Source organism: Nocardia aurea (assembly GCF_003123685.1).
Lineage (GTDB): Bacteria > Actinomycetota > Actinomycetes > Mycobacteriales > Mycobacteriaceae > Nocardia > Nocardia aurea.
The window spans coordinates 543,204-558,102 of the sequence record NZ_QCYJ01000005.1 but is presented as its reverse complement, the minus strand read 5'-3'; the positions used below and the strand labels follow the sequence as shown (position 1 = coordinate 558,102).

The 14,899-nt window shown below is 66.9% G+C and carries 16 protein-coding genes; 9 read left to right on the top strand and 7 right to left on the bottom strand.

The window, feature by feature from the left end:
- Positions 1-74 precede the first annotated feature (74 nt).
- Positions 75-386: a GNAT family N-acetyltransferase gene (locus tag DAT37_RS03195; protein WP_109523090.1), complete on the top strand. Its 312-nt coding sequence runs from the start codon at positions 75-77 to the stop codon at positions 384-386.
- Here DAT37_RS03195 and DAT37_RS03190 read toward each other — a convergent pair.
- Positions 380-1,141: a lysophospholipid acyltransferase family protein gene (locus DAT37_RS03190; RefSeq protein ID WP_109523089.1), complete on the bottom strand. Its 762-nt coding sequence runs from the start codon at positions 1,139-1,141 to the stop codon at positions 380-382. The genes DAT37_RS03195 and DAT37_RS03190 overlap by 7 nt on opposite strands.
- An 86-nt stretch (positions 1,142-1,227) precedes the next feature.
- Here DAT37_RS03190 and DAT37_RS03185 point away from each other — a divergent pair, with 86 nt between their 5' ends.
- The 3 genes from DAT37_RS03185 (at position 1,228) to DAT37_RS03175 (ending at position 3,317) form a co-directional block, all read left to right on the top strand.
- A complete protein-coding gene (locus DAT37_RS03185) occupies positions 1,228-1,872 on the top strand; it encodes a YqgE/AlgH family protein (RefSeq protein ID WP_109523088.1) in 645 nt (214 codons plus the stop codon).
- 90 nt (positions 1,873-1,962) lie between these two features.
- A complete protein-coding gene (locus tag DAT37_RS03180) occupies positions 1,963-2,574 on the top strand; it encodes a sigma-70 family RNA polymerase sigma factor (RefSeq protein ID WP_109523087.1) in 612 nt (203 codons plus the stop codon).
- On the top strand, positions 2,571-3,317 hold the full coding sequence (locus tag DAT37_RS03175; RefSeq protein ID WP_232839463.1) for an anti-sigma factor family protein: 747 nt from the start codon (positions 2,571-2,573) through the stop codon (positions 3,315-3,317). Before DAT37_RS03180 ends, DAT37_RS03175 begins: the two co-directional genes overlap by 4 nt.
- Positions 3,318-3,377: 60 nt before the next feature.
- Here DAT37_RS03175 and DAT37_RS03170 read toward each other — a convergent pair whose 3' ends face one another.
- The 3 genes from DAT37_RS03170 to DAT37_RS03160 all read right to left on the bottom strand — a co-directional run bounded on the left by DAT37_RS03170 (position 3,378) and on the right by DAT37_RS03160 (position 5,765).
- Positions 3,378-4,151, bottom strand: a complete 774-nt coding sequence (locus DAT37_RS03170; RefSeq protein ID WP_109523086.1) for an ABC transporter permease — start codon at positions 4,149-4,151, stop codon at positions 3,378-3,380.
- Entirely contained in the window at positions 4,148-5,116 is a 969-nt protein-coding gene (locus DAT37_RS03165; protein WP_109523085.1) for an ATP-binding cassette domain-containing protein, read from the bottom strand. Before DAT37_RS03165 ends, DAT37_RS03170 begins: the two co-directional genes overlap by 4 nt.
- Before the next feature lie 130 nt (positions 5,117-5,246).
- Positions 5,247-5,765 carry an EXLDI protein gene (locus DAT37_RS03160; RefSeq protein ID WP_109523084.1) on the bottom strand — a complete coding sequence of 173 codons (519 nt, stop codon included), beginning with the start codon at positions 5,763-5,765 and terminating at the stop codon, positions 5,247-5,249.
- A 199-nt stretch (positions 5,766-5,964) separates the two neighbouring features.
- On the opposite strand from DAT37_RS03160, the gene DAT37_RS03155 reads away from it, so the two are divergent.
- The 4 genes from DAT37_RS03155 to DAT37_RS03140 are packed head-to-tail and all read left to right on the top strand — an operon-like array spanning position 5,965 to position 10,396.
- Positions 5,965-7,647 (top strand): thiamine pyrophosphate-binding protein, encoded by a 1,683-nt coding sequence (locus DAT37_RS03155; protein ID WP_109523266.1) that lies wholly within the window; start codon positions 5,965-5,967, stop codon positions 7,645-7,647.
- The gene (locus DAT37_RS03150; protein WP_109523083.1) at positions 7,644-8,303 is read left to right on the top strand and encodes an SRPBCC family protein; all 660 of its coding nucleotides are present in this window, start codon (positions 7,644-7,646) and stop codon (positions 8,301-8,303) included. Before DAT37_RS03155 ends, DAT37_RS03150 begins: the two co-directional genes overlap by 4 nt.
- Positions 8,304-8,305: 2 nt before the next feature.
- Complete coding sequence (locus DAT37_RS03145; RefSeq protein WP_109523082.1) at positions 8,306-9,352, top strand: 3-oxoacyl-ACP synthase III family protein; 1,047 nt, start codon at positions 8,306-8,308, stop codon at positions 9,350-9,352.
- Between the two features lie 9 nt (positions 9,353-9,361).
- Positions 9,362-10,396: an aminotransferase class I/II-fold pyridoxal phosphate-dependent enzyme gene (locus tag DAT37_RS03140; RefSeq protein WP_109523081.1), complete on the top strand. Its 1,035-nt coding sequence runs from the start codon at positions 9,362-9,364 to the stop codon at positions 10,394-10,396.
- A 23-nt stretch (positions 10,397-10,419) separates the two neighbouring features.
- Here DAT37_RS03140 and DAT37_RS44760 read toward each other — a convergent pair whose 3' ends face one another.
- From DAT37_RS44760 to DAT37_RS03125, 3 genes are all read right to left on the bottom strand, one after another.
- Positions 10,420-10,752 (bottom strand): hypothetical protein, encoded by a 333-nt coding sequence (locus DAT37_RS44760; RefSeq protein WP_198654054.1) that lies wholly within the window; start codon positions 10,750-10,752, stop codon positions 10,420-10,422.
- A 176-nt stretch (positions 10,753-10,928) separates the two neighbouring features.
- Positions 10,929-11,300 carry a hypothetical protein gene (locus tag DAT37_RS03130; RefSeq protein ID WP_109523080.1) on the bottom strand — a complete coding sequence of 124 codons (372 nt, stop codon included), beginning with the start codon at positions 11,298-11,300 and terminating at the stop codon, positions 10,929-10,931.
- 154 nt (positions 11,301-11,454) lie between these two features.
- On the bottom strand, positions 11,455-11,862 hold the full coding sequence (locus tag DAT37_RS03125) for an SdpI family protein (protein ID WP_109523079.1): 408 nt from the start codon (positions 11,860-11,862) through the stop codon (positions 11,455-11,457).
- A gap of 155 nt (positions 11,863-12,017) precedes the next feature.
- On the opposite strand from DAT37_RS03125, the gene leuS reads away from it, so the two are divergent.
- A complete protein-coding gene (gene leuS, locus DAT37_RS03120) occupies positions 12,018-14,864 on the top strand; it encodes a leucine--tRNA ligase (protein ID WP_109523078.1) in 2,847 nt (948 codons plus the stop codon).
- Positions 14,865-14,899 lie beyond the last annotated feature (35 nt).

The window sequence follows — 14,899 nt, the reverse complement described above, 5'->3', positions numbered from 1 at the left end:
TCGAATCAATGAATTCACAATCGGGGCTGCGTTGCGCTGCGCGACGAACCCACCCGGCGGAGTAGCGTCGAGCCATGTCGACCGAGGTCCGTAACAACACCGCGCTTGAACGCTTCGAGATCTACGTCGACGGTGACATCGCCGGCTACGCCGAGTATCAGGACACCGCCTCCGAGCGGGGTTTCGTGCACACCGAGGTCTATTCGATGTACGAGGGCCAGGGCATCGGCCGCGACCTCGTGCGGTCCGCGCTCGACAGCTCCCGTGCCGAGGGGTACGGCATCCTGCCCCTGTGCCCGATGGTCAAGCATTTTGTGGAAACCCACGGTGAGTACGTGGCGTCGGTGCCGCACTGGGCGCGCGAACGACTCGGCCTTCCTCAGTAGTTCGCGATCGCGCCGTCCAACGCCGATTGCAGATCGTCGCGGGCCGAGCGGGCGATGTCGCCGGGTTTGGCGGGGAGTTCGGCGATCGGCGGGCGGAAATAGAAACTGGCGGATTTCGCCTCCTCCTTGGTCGGCGCGATCGCCGGATCGGCCCTCGGCCCGTAACTGAGCCCGATGCTCACCAGTGCCGGACTCACGCCGAGTTTCATCGCGCGGAACGCGATATGCCCGATTCCGCTGCCCACCGCCTGCACCTGCGTCGGATCGACCTCGTTGCAGGTGCCCTCCGGGAATATCGCCAGGTGGTCGCCGCGCGCGAGCCGCTGCGCGCAGATGTCCATCATGCGCTGACCGGCCGCGTTCACCGCTCTGATGCCGTGGTCCTTGCCGCGGAAGACCGGAATGCCGCCCATCATGTCGACGCTGCGCCGCTGACCCGCTTCGATGAACAGTTCGTCCTTGGCGAGCACGCGCACCCTGCCGATGATCGAGCGCAGCGGGCTGCGCCAGGCCGTCGCGGCGACGGTGTAGGGATCGCTCTGGGACAGGTGGTTGATCGAGTAGATCGTCGGCCGACCGGATCGCACCAGGGCCCGGAGTTGCTCGCGCGCACCGTCGGCGTAGCTGACCCGAGGACGGTAACGACGGCCGAGCAGGGCATACGCCGCGAGGGCCTTCCACCGGTTCTGCCGATGGTCCAGGTAGAAGTCGTACACGGCGTCGGCGTTGTCGAGGATCACCTCGGGGGGTTGCATAACGCCGAGCCTACGATGCCCGCGCTATCGGGACGATCGGGACGGCCACCGGTGCGGAAAGCCGATCCAGCTGCGATGATGTCGGAGTGGCACGCGGAGATGAACCGGATGAACGGCAAACTCACGGCGGGCACGGTGATCGTCGCCGCCGAGACGCCAGGCAGGGCGAACAGGTTGTCCGTGCGGGATCTCTGCTGGTCTCCTCGACCGAACTGGTCGAAGCCACGTTCCGGCGGACCGTCGTGTACATCATCGAGCACAACGAGGGCGGAAGCCTCGGGGTGGTGCTGAACCGCCCCAGCGAGGCGACCGTCGAGGATGTGCTGCCCCGCTGGTCCGAGCTCGCCGCGACGCCCGCCACGCTGTTCGTGGGCGGTCCGGTCAAACGCGAGGCGGCACTGTGCCTCGGCACGCTGCGCGTCGGCGTGTCGATCCAGGGCGTGCCCGGTCTGCGCCGGATCGACGGCCGGGTGGTGCTGGTCGATCTCGACGCCGATCCCGAGCGGATCGCCCCGCTGCTGGAGGGGCTTCGTGTTTTCGCGGGCTACGCGGGCTGGACGTTCGGGCAGCTGGAAGGCGAATTGCAGAACAACGACTGGATCGTGGTGTCCGCGCTGCCTTCGGACCCGATCAGCGCCGATCGCGCGGATCTGTGGGCCGATGTGCTGCGCAGGCAGCCGCTGCCGCTCTCGCTGCTCGCCACCCACCCGATCGAACTCGAACGCAATTGACATCCGCGTTGAACCGGCCCGGGCCCGGCCTCGTGTACTCCACGAACAAGGAGACACAGTATGAAACGCGACGACTGATCAGGCGGTTCGATGGGGAACAGATCGGGACCGCTGGACGGCCGGCCCGGCGCGGAACCACCGGCGCGGACCGGACGCCTGCGGGCACTGACACAACGCGGACAGCGCACGCCGCGCCCGGACGACAATTCCGAGCTGATGCAGGCGCTGTATCGCGAACACGCGGCGGTGCTCTGGCGGTACACGGTCGGGCTGGTACGAGATCCGGGACGGGCCGAGGACATCGTGCAGGAGACACTGCTGCGCGCCTGGCAACGGCCGAACGTACTCGACCAGTCGACGACATCGGCCAGGGCATGGCTGTTCACGGTGGCGCGCAATCTCGCCGTGGATGAGCATCGCAGCGCCCGCAGCAGGCGCGAATTCCGCACCGACAGCCCGCCCGAGCAGGCCACGCCCGACCAGTCCGACCGTGCCCTCGACGGCTGGCTCGTCGCGGACGCGCTCGGCAAACTCAGCGCCGATCACCGCGAGGTGATCGTGCGGGCCTACTACCGAGGACTTTCCACGCATCAGATCGCCGAGGAACTCGATATTCCACCGGGCACGGTGAAATCCCGAATGCACTACGGCATGCGGGCGCTACGACTGGCTCTACAGGAGATGGGGGTGACGAACAAATGACGGAGATCGCAGGCGGGAGTATGTCGGGATCGAAGACCGACGGCTACGCCACGTGGGATGCGCCGTACGTGCTCGGCTCCCTCAGCCGAACCGAGCGCCAGGAATACGAGGAGCACCTCGCGCACTGCCCCGAATGCCAGGCGGCCGTGGCCGAATTGGCGGGCTTGCCGGGCATGCTCTCCCTCGTCGACACCGAGACGGCGATGGCGATGCTGGATTCGCCCGAACAGCCGTCGGCCGAATCGGATATCCCGCCGGTTCCCGAATTGCTGCCGCGTCTGGCCGACGCGGCCGAACGCAGGCGTAGACGCGGCCGGTGGACGGCGGCGGGGGGTGCGCTGCTCGCGGCTGCCGCGGCGGCGGTCATCAGCATTCCCATCGCCACCTCGCTGGTGTCGACCGACGAGCCCGCGACCACCGATCAGGTGGTGTTCGCCGAACGCGCGATGGAACCGCTCGAACCGACCCCGGTATCGGCGGATGTGAAGATCGTGACCGACGCCGGGCGTACCCGCGTCGTGATGACCTGCACTTACGCGCCGGGTGGCTACAACTACAGCTGGAATTTCGGGCTGATCGTCAACAGCAAGGACGGTCGGGCGTTCGACGTGAGCCAGTGGCCCGCCGGACCGGACACCGTCCTGACCGTGGACAGCACGATCGACCTGCCACCGGACCAGATCAGCAGTGTGCAGATCAAGTCGCTGAGTTCGGGCCGAGTCGTTCTCTCCGCGTCGGTCTGATCCCGGTGCACGACAACGATCCCCGGCGATTCACTCGCCGGGGATCGTTTCGTCACGTGATCAGCGTGAGGTCTGCTCGGCGAAGACGGATTTCGCCCACAGGTAACCGCCGACTCCGATCACGACGCCCCACCCGATCGACAGGTAGCCGTTGTTGCCGATCTCGGTTCCCATCAGCAGTCCCCGAATCGTCTCGGTGAACGGGGTGAACGGCTGGTATTCGGCGAACTGGCGCAGGCCGACCGGCATGGTCTCGGTGGCGACGAGTCCGCTGCCGAGGAAGGGCAGCAGGACGACGGGGAACAACATATTGCTCGCGCCCTCGGGATTCGGCGACAGCAGGCCGAGGGCCACCGACAACCAGCTGAACGACAGCACGACCAGTGCGATCAGTCCGAGCACGGCGACCCATTCCATCGGGTTCGCGTCCGGCCTGAACCCGATCGCCAGTGCGACGAGCAGCATGATCACGCTGCCGATGATGCCCTGGATCAGGGTGCCGATGACATGTCCGGTCAGCATGGACGACGGCGCGATATCCATGGTCCGGAACCTGTTGACGATGCCCTTGCTGCTGTCGGTGGCGATCGAGACCGCCACCGACACCGTCAGGTACGCCGGAATCATCAGCAGCATGCCGGGGGCGAGATAGTCGATGTAGTTGCCGCCGGAGGATTTCTCCAACGCGCCGCCGAAGACGTAGTTGAAGATCAGCAGCAGGACGACCGGCATCAGCACGACGCTGAAGGTCATACTCGGATAACGCTTGGCGTGCAGCAGATTCCGCCGCAGCATGGTCGCCGAGTCGGTCAGTACACGGGTCGAGGCGCTCATGCCGCGGTCTCCTTGTCGGTCGTGGAATGTCCGGTGAGGGTGAGGAATACGTCGTCGAGATTCGGGGTGTGCACGGCCAGGCCTTCGACGGCGACCTGATCGGCGTCGAGACGGTCGAGTACGGCGCGCAGGGCCGCGACACCGCCGTCGCTCGGGACAGCCAGGGTGAACTCCTCGCTCCCGTCCTCGCGGGCGCCGTCGCCCAGGGAGCGCGCGGCGGCCTCCAGTCCGGCGCGGTCGGCGAATCGCAGGCGGATATGACCGCCGGGAACCAGCCGTTTCAGCTCGGCGGCCGTGCCCTCGGCGACCAGGCGGCCGTTGTCGAGCACCGCGATCCGGTCGGCGAGTTGGTCGGCTTCCTCGAGGTACTGGGTGGTGAGGAAGACGGTGACGCCGTAGTCGTCGACCAGGCCTCGGATGATCTCCCACATGGTGCGCCTGCTGCGCGGATCGAGTCCGGTGGTCGGCTCGTCGAGGAAGATGATCCGCGGATCGCCGACCAGGGTCATCGCCAGGTCGAGCCGCCTGGTCATACCGCCGGAGTAGGTGCTCGCCACCTTGTCAGCGGCTTCGACCAGATCGAAGCGGGCCAGCAGATCGGCGGCCAGTCGCTTGCTCTCGCGGCGCGGCAGGTGGTGCAGATCGCCCATCAGGAGCAGGTTCTCCCGTCCGGTAAGCAGTTCGTCGACCGCCGCGAACTGCCCCGTCACCCCGATGACACCGCGTACCGAACGCGGATCGGAGGCGAGATCGTGTCCACCGACGCGGATTTCGCCGCCGTCCGCCCTGATCAGGGTGGACAGGATCTGCACGGTGGTGGTCTTGCCCGCGCCGTTGGGGCCGAGCAGCGAGAAGATGCTGCCCCGGGGAACCGTGAGATCGATGCCGTCGAGCACCGTGTGGTCGCCGTAGGCCTTGCGCAGGCCGAGCGCCGAGATCGCGGGTGCTTGATGCCCGTTGACCATGATCTTCCTTCCAATACATACATTGATGCGTATAAGAGCATGTTTGATCGACAACGCCCCCTGGGGGACGTCGCGGTGAGGTCGGATATGTGTTGTTACGTTGTCCGAGAAGGCCTTTCGGCCCGACGGGTCAGATGTCGAGATCCTCCACCGGAGGCCGGTCGGCGATGCTCACGACCCGTTCGTAGAGCTTGTCCGGGATCTTGCCTTTCAGATCCGCCACCGTGTCGACCACCTCGAAAAGGAAGTCGCCCCAGTCCTGTTCACCCACACCGAGCATGCGACGCCAGTTCTTGAGGTCGCTGAGCCAGTTCTTGGCATCGGTCGGGTAGTCCACCCAGTTCGAGTACTGGGCGTGCATCGCGATCTTGCCCTTGCGGGTGCGGTACACCCGGACATGTTCCATCCGGGTCTCGTTCTGGTCGCTCCACTCGCCGAGCAGCGCACCGGAGAACCGCACCTGCCTGACCCCGTTGTGCCCGACCCGGAGAATGGTCTCCTCGAAACCCTCCTGCCGGCCCTCCTCCACTTCGATGAGACGGCGCAGCGCCGTGGTCACCGCGCCGGAGAGGTTACCGCCGACCAGCTCCTGCGCCCGCTGGAACAGGGGGAGATCGTCGTCGGAAACGTAGATCGTCTTGTTCGGCATGAACCCACTATACGTAGATGTATACGTACATTGCAAGAGGGACTTTTCCGGCCGTCGGCGACCCACCGAGAAGTCGTCTACGAAAGTTTTCGACAACGTTGAACCACTCGCCGAGCTGCACCGTATCCCTCGTGTACAAGGCAATTGGTCCGACGAGCGCGCAACGCCGTCAGGAGTGTCGCTGCTGGAAGGAGCGCCCATGCCGAGCAGAGTCGTGGATTACCTGGTTCAGGCGGTATCGACCGCGGGAGCGCGTCATATCTTCGGTGTCGACGGAGCCAATATCGAGGATCTGTACGACGCGGTCTTCGACGCGCCCGACGCCGTCACCGGGGTGATCGCCAAACACGAGTTCTCGGCGGCCACCATGGCCGACGGATATGCCCGCAGCACAGCACGACTCGGCGTCGTGGCCGCGACATCGGGCGGCGGTGCGATGAATCTCGTTGCCGGACTTGCCGAATCGTATGCCTCGCGAGTACCGGTACTGGCCCTGATCGGACAGCCGCCGACCACGCTGGAAGGCAAAGGAGCCTTCCAGGACTCCAGCGGACTCGCGGGCACCATCGACGCCACCCGGCTCTTCGGCGAGATCAGCCGGTTCTGTGCTCGCGTCGAGCACGCCACCGAACTGCCCGACCTGTTGACCAAGGCGGTCGACGCGGCCGAGCGCGGTGGACCCGCCGTGCTCCTGCTGCCCAAAGACGTGCAGCAGTCCGAGATCGCGAGCCCACCGTTCCGGATGCCGCCGCGCACCCACCGCGAGGACCGACCCGGGTCGGCCCGGGTGCGTGCGGCACTCGCCGAAGCCAGACGCACCGGCAAAATCGTCATCATCGCGGGCGATCAGGTGGCCCGCGATGACGCGCGCGCCGAATTAGCAACGCTGGCAGCGGTATTGGACGCTCCTGTCGGTGTGACTCCGGACGCCAAGGACGCCTACGACAACACCGATCCCGGTTTCTGCGGCGTCGCGGGCAGTATGGGACATCCCGAACTGGCCGCGGCGCTGCGCTCGGCGGCGCTGTGCCTGCTCGTCGGCACACCTATGCCGGTGATGGCGGGTGCGGGCCTGGCCGGTCTGCTCGCCGACACCCCGGTCGCCAGCATCGGGATTCAGCCTCCGCACCTGCCCGCGACCCACGCCTACAGCACCGACCTGGCCGCCACACTCGAGGCCATCGCCACCGAATTCGCCGGTGCGGCAACACCTGTCGACGATCGACCAGCCGCCCCGCTGACAGTTCTGGACGTGCCCGCCGCACAGGGGCCTGGACTGCGCTATCGGGAAGTGGTCGAAGCCATCGACGCCGCGCTGCCCGCGGGCACCGATGTCTTCGCCGACGCGGGCAATACCGGTTCGGCCGTCGTGCACCACCTGCGGGTGCCACGCGGCGGCCGGTTCGTGGTCGCGCTCGGTATGGGCGGGATGGGTTACGCCTTCGGCGCGGGGATCGGGTCGGCGTTCGCGCGCGGACGCGGCCCGAACGGCCCGCGCCGCACCGTGGTCATCGCGGGCGACGGCGCGTTCTTCATGCACGGCATGGAAGTGCACACCGCCGTCGAGCACCAACTGCCCGTCACCTTCGTCGTGCTCAACAACAACGCGCACGCCATGTGTCTCACCCGAGAACAGCTCTTCTACCGGGATCGCTACAGCTTCAACCGTTTCCGCCCGTCGCAGTTGGGCGAAGGGGTCGGCGCGATGTTCCCGGAACTGCCCGCCTTCTCCGTCCGCGATTCCGCCGAACTCACCGAAGCGCTCGGCCGTTGCCTCGACACCGAGGGACCCTCGTTCCTCTCGATCGAATGCGATCCCGACGAGATCCCGCCTTTCGTCCCGTTCCTGACATCCCTCGAATCCCTCAGGAGGAACCCGTGACCATCAGCGCGCTGCCCGCCCTCAGCGATATCCCCGAAGACGTGGTGCCCGGGGTGCTACGTATCGAGAACTCCGACAAGGACGCGACCACGCCGATCATCGTGGACATGCTCCGGTCGGTGTATCCGCACGACCAGGTCTTCGGTGAGTACTGCCCGGTCCAGGCGTATATCGCGGCGCCGCCGCGTGAGGTCTACGAATATCTCTCCGACACCAGGTCGCTCGAGGAATGGACCTACAGCCTGCGCGGATTCGTCGAAACCGACGAACCCGGTCTCTGGCTGGCCTACGACCGGCTCGGCGACGCCACCGAGATCTACACCAGGACCGTCGCCAATCCCGACGCCATGACCGTGGACTACCACTGCGCCTGGGACCAGGGCAAACACCTCTGGATGATCTACCTTATGCGCGTCATCGACGCTCAGGTGGTGTTCAACAAGCCCGGGTCGGTGGTGCTCTGGAACAACTGCAAGCACCCCTTCTACGACGAGAACCCCTATCCGGAAACCGCCCCGCCGAAACGGCCGGTCTGGGTCGGCGACTTCTGGGACATGTTCTCCGCCGGACACCAACTCGAAATGGACAACCTCAAGGCGATCTGCGAGTACCGCGCCGCCCACGGCCTGCCGCTCACACCCGAATGGATGAAGTGACCATGGATCCCCGCAACCCCGACACCTTCGGGCTGCCCACCGTCAGTCTCGTCGACGTGTCGAGCTATCTGCCCGGCGAACCGGTCGGCACCGAATACTTCACCCAGTTCTCGCGTTCGGACCGGATGGCGAAGAACGTCATGTTCCGCTCGCCGTCGGGACGCCACCACGTGGCGCGCGACGAGACCGCGGTGGATATGGCCGAACGCGCCGTCGCCCCGCTGATCGACCGGCACGGGTCCGATTTCGCGTCGAATATCGATGTGCTGATCACCCACACCCAACTGCCGGACAATCCGGTACTCGGCGCCGGGCCCGAGATCGCCCGGCGGCTCGGTGCCCGCCCGAGTTTCGTCTACGACGTGCACAACGGCGGGTGCGCGGCCTTCGTGCACATGATGTCGATCGCGCGCATGGTGTTGCAGACCACCGACGCGCGCACCGCGCTGATCGTGGCGACCCAGAACTGCGCCGGACCGGTGTTCACGCAGAGCGACATACGCAAACTCGCCCAGGCCCCCGTGCCGGGCGACGGGTGCGGGGTCGGACTGCTCGTCAAGGACGACAGCGCGCCGATTCTCGATATCGAATCCCGCACCTATCCCGAATTCGCGGGCGATATGGATTTCTCGACCAACAGCGACCGCAAATACTGGGAGCCGGGCGAGGGGCAGGGCTGCGTCAGCTTCACCGAATCCAAGGTCACCAAGGTGTTCGCGCGCGGTAACCGACTGGTCCCGGAAGTAGCGCTCGCGGTGTGCGATCGGATCGGGGTGAAGGGCCGCGATATCGATACCTTCGTCACCAACCAGCCCAACCGGCTGTTCCTGCGCAACTGGCACGACGCGCTCGAACTGCCCGCCGAACGTCATCCCGACACCTTCGACACCTGCGGAAACCTTTTCGCCGCAGGCATTCCCGTCACCCTCGATGTCACGAACAGGGCGGGCGGACTGCGCAACGGATCGGTGGTGCTGTTGTCGGCCTTCGCGCACGCGGGCGATTTCGCGGCGGCGGCGGCTGTGCGTTGGGGTGCGGCCAATGGATGAGGTACGGCGATGAGCATGCGCCTGATCGATGAGGCCCCCTCGTCACGGCGGCACCCGGCGAAGCGCGCGGCCGCGGAATTCGACCTGAGCCTGAGCGAGAATCCGTTCCCGCCGCTGCCATCGGTGCTGCACGCGTTGCATAGCGAGCTGGCGCGATCGAATCGGTATCCGGAGTTCTATCCGCAGCGGCTACCGGCACTGATCGCGCGTCATCTCGGCGTCGATCCGGATCAGGTGGTGGTCGGGTCGGGCGCCACCGGGGTGGCCCTACAGATCATCCAAACGCTGACCACACCGGGATCGGAACTCGTCGTCGGTTCGCCGACCTTCGACGGATATCCGATCATGGCCGATATGGCCGGGCTGAATCTGGTCCCGGTCCCGCTGGACCGGACCGGCGAACAGGATCTGCGGGCGATGCGGCGGGCGATCGAGAAGCGGACCTCGCTGATCGTCGTCTGTCGGCCGCACAATCCGACCGGCACGGTGATCCCGGCGGGGGAGCTGAAAACCTTCCTCGCCTCGGTGCCGAGCCGGGTGCCCGTGGTCTTGGACGAGGCCTATGTCGAATTCCTCGCCGAGGCCGACCGGCTCGACAACGCGGCGCTGTTGCGCAGACATCCGAATCTGTTGATCCTGCGCACCTTCTCGAAGGCCTACGGGCTGGCGGGCCTGCGGATCGGGTACGTGTACGGCGGACGCGAGCTGATCGGGCGGGTACGCAGGCTGCAACTGCCGTTCGGGATGAGCGCGTGCGCGACCGCCGCCGTCGGCGCCTCCTACGCGGCAGCACCGGAGCTACGGCTGCGTATCCATCGGATCACCACCGCGCGCGAGAACCTACGGAACTCGTTGCGGTCCTGCGGTATCGACGTGCCGCGCAGCCACGCGAATTTCCTGTATCTGCCGGGCCCCGGCGTGGCCACCGCGCTGCGCCGGGCCGGGATCAGCGCGAAATGCTATCCGGACGGCAGTGCGCGGATCGCCGTCGGTGATCCGACGGCGGATCTGGCGGTACTCGCCGCGTTGGCGACGCTGAGGTGAGCGGGTGCGGCGGTGGTTCTCGGTCAGCTGCCGCCGCCACATCCACCGCCGCCACCGCCGCAGCTACTGCCGCCGCCGCAACTGCTACCGCCACTACAACTGCTCCCGCTGCCGCTCCCGCCGCTACAGCTACTGCCGCCTCCACAGCTGCTGCCGCTGTCCCAGCTCCCGGCCTCGGCGCCACCGCTCGCGGCGGCCCAGCGCCGGCGATTGCGCCGTGGATTGCGGTTCTCGCGGACCGAGGCCACGTAACCGATACCGATCGCCAGGACGATCAGCCCGATACCGAGCCAGGTGTTCGACCAGACCACCAGCAGGCCGACGAACAGTATCGCCGCCACTCCGAATGCGATCATCGGTTCCTCCCCGTTCGCTCACGCGGATCTCGGTCCGCGCGGATTTCGTCACCGAGTGGTGTTCGGCCGCGGCCGCGACATCGCCCGAGCGACCGCTAGAGCCGCCGCACCCCGGATATCGCGTCCGGGGTGCACGATGCAACGGGATCGTCGCGTCGGTCCGAGGATCGGCCGGTTCAGCCACCCCCGCCGCCGCATCCGCCTCCGCCACCACCGCAGCCGCCTCCGCCACCACCGCCGCAGCCACCGCCGCAACTGCTGCTGCTGCTGCCGCCGCTGTCACCACCGCTGTAATATCCGCCACCGCCTCCGCTCCCACCTCCGCAGCCGGAAGCGCCACCGTAGCCGCGATACCGGTTGACCGGCCGATCGCTCGCGGCGGCCCAGCGATCGCGTCTACGGCGCGAATCCCATCCCCGACGGTCCACGACGACCATGTAGCCGAGCATCACCGACACCGCGATCAGGCCGAGGCCCAGCCAGAGATTCGGCCAGAGCACCAGAAGACCGAAGACGAACAACGACACGGATACGACACGTATCCCCATGAGAATCTCCCCCCGACAGCCCTCCCCCGAGAAGCCGTGTCACAAGGGTACGTCCGATCGCCGACCGGCCGCCAGCACAATTACGGGACGGGCGACACGATCGTTCGGAGATCTCCGGTCGGGACCGGGAGTGGATTCGGTGCGTGGGAGCGATTCAGTTCGCGGGAGCGCAGGTGTCGCGCAGCGAGCACGCACCGCAGGACTGGCCGCAGCCGCCCTCCTCGCGCACGGGCACGAGCCCGGCGATGGCGCGGCCCGCCGCGTTGACGCCCGCGCCGAGGGTGAACAGCGCGACGACCATGGTGACGGCGGCGACACCGAGGGCGATGCCCCAGTTCGCGGCGGAGGCGATCAGGCCGCCCGCGAAGAGCAGCAGGCCCGCCGCGACCGAAGTCGGCGCCGCGACGTGGTTCGCGATGCGGAAGGTCTCCTCGGTGGACAGCGCGTCCTCGGTGTGGACACCGACGAACCTGTTGCGCGGAAGTTTGCCGGTCAGTCCGAGCACGCCGGTCGCGATGGCGACCAAGGCCAGTACGAACAGGGCGAGAGCGACGACGAACACCCAGGCAGGGTATCGCACCGACGCGCGCGGATCGCGGGGCGCTCCGGTTTTCGGTCCGACGACCCGGACGTTCTACCCTGTATCACGTAGTTCGTCCCAGGAAAAATGTCCCGGATACTTTGTCCGGAAATTCGCGAGAACAAGAAGGCAGGACCGTGCAGGACACTCGTGCAACCGAAAGCGATGTACCCGAGCACAGGTACAACGCCGACCTCGCGGGCCGCCTCGAGAGCCGGTGGCAGCGGCTATGGGAGGAGCGCGGCACCTTCCACGCGCCCAACCCGACCGGTCCACTGGCCGGTGACACCCCGCCGGACAAGCTGTTCGTGCAGGACATGTTCCCGTACCCGTCCGGCGCGGGCCTGCACGTAGGACATCCGCTCGGATATATCGCCACCGACGTCTTCGCCCGGTACCACCGGATGAACGGCCGCAATGTGCTGCACGCGCTCGGCTACGACGCCTTCGGCCTGCCCGCCGAGCAGTACGCGGTGCAGACCGGCGCGCATCCGCGTGACACCACCGAAGCCAATATCGCCACCATGCAGCGGCAGCTGGACCGGCTCGGGCTCGGCCACGACCGCCGTCGCTCCTTCGCGACGACCGATCCGGAGTACTACCGCTGGACGCAGTGGATCTTCCTGCGCATCTACAACGCGTGGTACGACCTGGAACTGGGACGGGCCCGTCCGATCGCGGAACTGGAGGATCAGTTCGCCTCCGGCGCGAGGCCCGCGCCCGAGGGCCGCGACTGGGCGACGATGCAGCCGTCCGAGCGCCGGGCCGTGATCGACTCCTATCGTCTGGTGTACCAAACCGATTCGGTGGTCAACTGGTGTCCGGGTCTCGGCACCGTGCTGTCGAACGAAGAGGTCACCGCCGACGGTCGCAGCGAACGCGGCAACTTCCCCGTCTTCCGTAAGCGGCTGTGGCAGTGGATGATGCGCATCACCGCCTACTCCGACCGCCTGGTCGACGATCTCGAACTGCTGGACTGGCCGGACAACGTGAAGTCCATGCAGCGCAACTGGATCGGGCGTTCGCGCGGCGCACAGGTGAAATTCGACGTCGACGGTGCGCGGATCGAGGTGTTCACCACCCGCCCCGACACCCTGTTCGGCGCGACCTACGTGGTGCTCGCGCCCGAACACGATCTGGTCGACGAACTGACGGCGTCGGCATGGCCGGAAGGCACCGATCCGCGCTGGACCAACGACGGCGCGGCCACCCCCGCCGAAGCCGTCGCCGCCTACCGGGCGTCGATCGCGGCCAAAACCGATCTGGAGCGCCAGGAGAACAAGGAGAAGACCGGCGTCTTCCTCGGTGTTCACGCCGTCAACCCGGCAAGCGGCGCCGCGGTGCCGGTATTCATCGCCGACTACGTGCTCAGCGGTTACGGCACCGGCGCGATCATGGCCGTGCCCGGCCACGATCAGCGCGACTGGGATTTCGCCACCGCGCTGGGATTGCCCATCCGGCAGGTCATCTCCGGCGGCGACGTCACCGAAGCCGCGTACAGCGGCGACGGCGCGCTGATCAATTCCGACTACCTGGACGGACTCTCGGTCGAGGAAGCCAAGGCGACGATCACCGCCAGGCTCGAACAGGACGGCCACGGCAAGGGCACCATCCAGTACAAACTGCGCGACTGGCTGTTCGCCCGTCAGCGCTACTGGGGTGAACCCTTCCCGATCGTCTACGACGAGGACGGCGCACCGCACGCCCTGCCGGAATCCATGCTGCCGGTACTGCTTCCGGAGTTGGACGATTTCGCGCCGGTGACCTTCGACCCGAACGACGCGGATTCCGAACCCTCGCCGCCGCTGGCCAAGGCCACCGACTGGGTCAATGTCGAACTCGACCTGGGCGACGGGCCGAAGAAGTACCAGCGCGACACCAACGTCATGCCGAACTGGGCCGGAAGTTCCTGGTACCAGCTGCGTTACGCGGACCCGACCAATACCGACGAGTTCTGCGCGAAGGAGAACGAGACGTACTGGCTCGGCCCGCGCACGGCCGAACACGGTCCCACCGATCCCGGCGGCGTCGACCTGTACGTCGGCGGCGTCGAGCACGCGGTGCTGCATCTGCTGTACGCGCGGTTCTGGCAGAAGGTGCTGTTCGACCTGGGCGAGGTCAGCGGGTGTGAACCTTACCGGCGACTGTTCAACCAGGGCTACATCCAGGCCCACGCCTACACCGACGAGCGCGGCGCGTACGTACCCGCCGCCGAGGTCGTCGAACGCGACGGCACGTTCTACTGGACCGACGCGACCGGAACCGAGATCCGGGTATTCCAGGAGTACGGCAAGATCGGCAAATCGCTCAAGAACGCCATCTCGCCCGACGAGATGTGCGACCTCTACGGCGCCGACACCTTCCGCTTCTACGAGATGTCGATGGGTCCGCTCGACACCTCGCGGCCGTGGGCGACCAAGGATGTCGTCGGCGCGCACCGCTTCCTCCAGCGCATCTGGCGCCTGGTCGTCGACGAGGAGACCGGCGCGGTGCGCGTCACCGAAGACGTCGCCTCCGACGAGACCCAGCGTCTGCTGCACAAGACCATCGCGGGCGTGGACGAGGATTTGGCCGCGCTGCGCGACAACACCGCGGGCGCGAAACTCATCGAACTCACCAACCACCTCACCAAGACCTACCCCGGCGGCGCACCGCGCCTGGTCGTGGAATCCCTGGTCCTGATGCTCGCCCCGCTCTCACCGCATATCGCCGAGGAACTGTGGGAGCGCCTCGGCCACCCCGAATCCCTGGCCCACGGCCCCTTCCCGGTCGCCGACCCGGCCCTGCTGGTGGACGAATCGGTGGAATACCCGATCCAGGTCAACGGCAAGGTGCGCGGCCGAATCCGCGTCCCCGCCGACGCCGACACCCCCACCATCGAAGCCGCCGCCCTGGCGGAAGAGAAGATCGCCGCCATCCTGAACGGCGCCACACCCCGCAAACTGATCGTCGTCCCCGGCCGCCTGATCAACATCGTCGCCTGATCCCCCGCCGCCGGGCAATCACTCGCACACCTGCG

Excerpts from the sequence above, each read along its gene's own strand:
- DAT37_RS03195 (WP_109523090.1), top strand. The coding sequence starts at position 75 with ATGTCGACCGAGGTCCGTAACAACACCGCGCTTGAACGCTTCGAGATC.
- DAT37_RS03190 (WP_109523089.1), bottom strand. The coding sequence starts at position 1,141 with ATGCAACCCCCCGAGGTGATCCTCGACAACGCCGACGCCGTGTACGAC.
- DAT37_RS03180 (WP_109523087.1), top strand. The coding sequence starts at position 1,963 with ATGGGGAACAGATCGGGACCGCTGGACGGCCGGCCCGGCGCGGAACCA.
- DAT37_RS03175 (WP_232839463.1), top strand. The coding sequence starts at position 2,571 with ATGACGGAGATCGCAGGCGGGAGTATGTCGGGATCGAAGACCGACGGC.
- DAT37_RS03170 (WP_109523086.1), bottom strand. The coding sequence starts at position 4,151 with ATGAGCGCCTCGACCCGTGTACTGACCGACTCGGCGACCATGCTGCGG.
- DAT37_RS03165 (WP_109523085.1), bottom strand. The coding sequence starts at position 5,116 with ATGGTCAACGGGCATCAAGCACCCGCGATCTCGGCGCTCGGCCTGCGC.
- DAT37_RS03160 (WP_109523084.1), bottom strand. The coding sequence starts at position 5,765 with ATGCCGAACAAGACGATCTACGTTTCCGACGACGATCTCCCCCTGTTC.
- DAT37_RS03155 (WP_109523266.1), top strand. The coding sequence starts at position 5,965 with ATGCCGAGCAGAGTCGTGGATTACCTGGTTCAGGCGGTATCGACCGCG.
- DAT37_RS03145 (WP_109523082.1), top strand. The coding sequence starts at position 8,306 with ATGGATCCCCGCAACCCCGACACCTTCGGGCTGCCCACCGTCAGTCTC.
- DAT37_RS03140 (WP_109523081.1), top strand. The coding sequence starts at position 9,362 with ATGAGCATGCGCCTGATCGATGAGGCCCCCTCGTCACGGCGGCACCCG.
- DAT37_RS44760 (WP_198654054.1), bottom strand. The coding sequence starts at position 10,752 with ATGATCGCATTCGGAGTGGCGGCGATACTGTTCGTCGGCCTGCTGGTG.
- DAT37_RS03130 (WP_109523080.1), bottom strand. The coding sequence starts at position 11,300 with ATGGGGATACGTGTCGTATCCGTGTCGTTGTTCGTCTTCGGTCTTCTG.